The organism is Ilyobacter sp. (assembly GCF_041583315.1).
Taxonomy (GTDB): domain Bacteria; phylum Fusobacteriota; class Fusobacteriia; order Fusobacteriales; family Fusobacteriaceae; genus Ilyobacter.
On sequence record NZ_JBFHGC010000575.1, the window covers coordinates 1 to 1,757 of the forward strand.

Sequence of the window (1,757 nt, forward strand, 5' to 3'; positions counted from 1 at the left end):
ATCTTTAGAAAATCTTTAAAGATTTTAATGACCTTAAAAAATTTTTAAAGCTTTTAATCTTTCAATGGCATTGATAAAATCAGCGTTAAGAATGACCGCAGTAAAATACTTAGAAAAAAATCGATTGTCTGAGCGTAGTGAGTTTCGAGTTTTTCTTGGATTTTTCAAGGGTATTTAGCTGATTTTTTACAGCCTTGACCTTTTGGTTATGCCCTGACCGAAGGGAGGAAATACCCTTGGGGTGCTTTTCTGTCAAGAGAAAAGTAATACTAGATAAATTAAGTAATCTCTTGATAGAAAAAAGAAAAAAAGACTGTTTAAAAACAGTCTTTTTTAGAAGTTTTATATAGAAAGAACATCAATAAATTTTAGACAATGTTTTCTTTGACTTTCAACTTGGAATTCTGAAATTTGAATACCAGGAAACTGCTTATGGGTAAAAGATATAAGTAAAAGGCATAAGGAATATAAGAATAAAAATTAACCTTCAAAGTCTCAGTTGGGACAAAGGCAGCTATATTCCAAGGGATAAGCGGGGCAATGACAATGGCTGTATTTTCAAGGTCTATGGCTAATTTTTCCCTGGTGTAATTCAACTTGCTGTATGCATCCTTTAAAAATTGCTCTGTGAGTACAACAGAGATGGTCTGGCTGCATCCAAATACTCCTGTAAGGATACTGGCTATAGTTGTACACAAGAACAGCTGAAATCTATTGTTGGATCTGAGGGATATGCTTTGAAACTTCTCAAGCATTCTTGTCCTGTTGAATATTCCAGCCAGGGCACATGAGATAAAAACCACAATTCCAGCTTTAAACATGGATACTATTCCGCCGCGATTTAAAATATTTCCTATTTTAACACTGTTTTCCAATTTGAATCCAAAAACAGAAAAATTTAAAATATCTAAAATAGTATAATTTTGAACTAAAAATGATATAAAGGCAGCTGAAATAATACTGATGCTCATGGATTTTTTGACATTTATTTTTAATAGAGAAGCTATCAGGATTATTATTGCCGGAACTAGTGAAACTAGACCGACATTAAAAACTTCTTTCATGCTCCCACCTATATTTTCATTGGTGAAAACTATGGGATTGTCGAAGGAGAGAATAAAGTAAAAAATACATGAAAGAATCAGAGGGAACATTCCTGTTTTAAACATATTCTTTATGTTGGTATAGAGGTCTGTTTCTGTGAGGTTGGCAACCAGAATGGCACTAGATGACATTGGAGAACACCTGTCTCCGAAGTAAGCCCCTGACATAATGGCTCCTGTCACTATGGCGAGATTTATATCACTGGATTTTGCCATTACTATTATGGCTACTCCTATGGTACTAGCAGTACCAAATGAGGTTCCTAAGAGTAAAGATACGAATGAAACAATAAGAAAGGTATAGATAATAAAAAAGTCGGGGTTCATAAACTTGATTCCGTAGTAAACAATTGCCGGGATTGTGCCCGCTGAGATCCACAGGGATGTAAGAATACCTATAAGTGAGAATACCTGGAGAACAATAAATGATTTTTTTCCGCCTTCAAAAATCATTTTAAGGACATCTTTTATATAATATCCCCTTTTTAAGGCCAGAAAAGCAAAAATAAAAAGGGCAGCAAACAACGGGTATCCGATAAATATTTTATTTATAATCGAAAGTATCAAAAGAGTAAAAATAAAAGCCATGCTCAGTATAATGTCCATGAAACCTCCTTAAATTTTAATGATCACACAGATTTTAACTTTAAAACC

1 protein-coding gene is annotated in these 1,757 nt (G+C 33.7%); it reads right to left on the reverse strand.

Annotated elements, in window-relative coordinates:
• Positions 1 to 368 precede the first annotated feature (368 nt).
• On the reverse strand, positions 369 to 1,709 hold the full coding sequence (locus ABZA26_RS14345) for a Na+/H+ antiporter NhaC family protein (RefSeq protein WP_372715174.1): 1,341 nt from the start codon (positions 1,707 to 1,709) through the stop codon (positions 369 to 371).
• Positions 1,710 to 1,757 lie beyond the last annotated feature (48 nt).

Excerpts from the sequence above, each read along its gene's own strand:
- ABZA26_RS14345 (WP_372715174.1), bottom strand. The coding sequence starts at position 1,709 with ATGGACATTATACTGAGCATGGCTTTTATTTTTACTCTTTTGATACTT.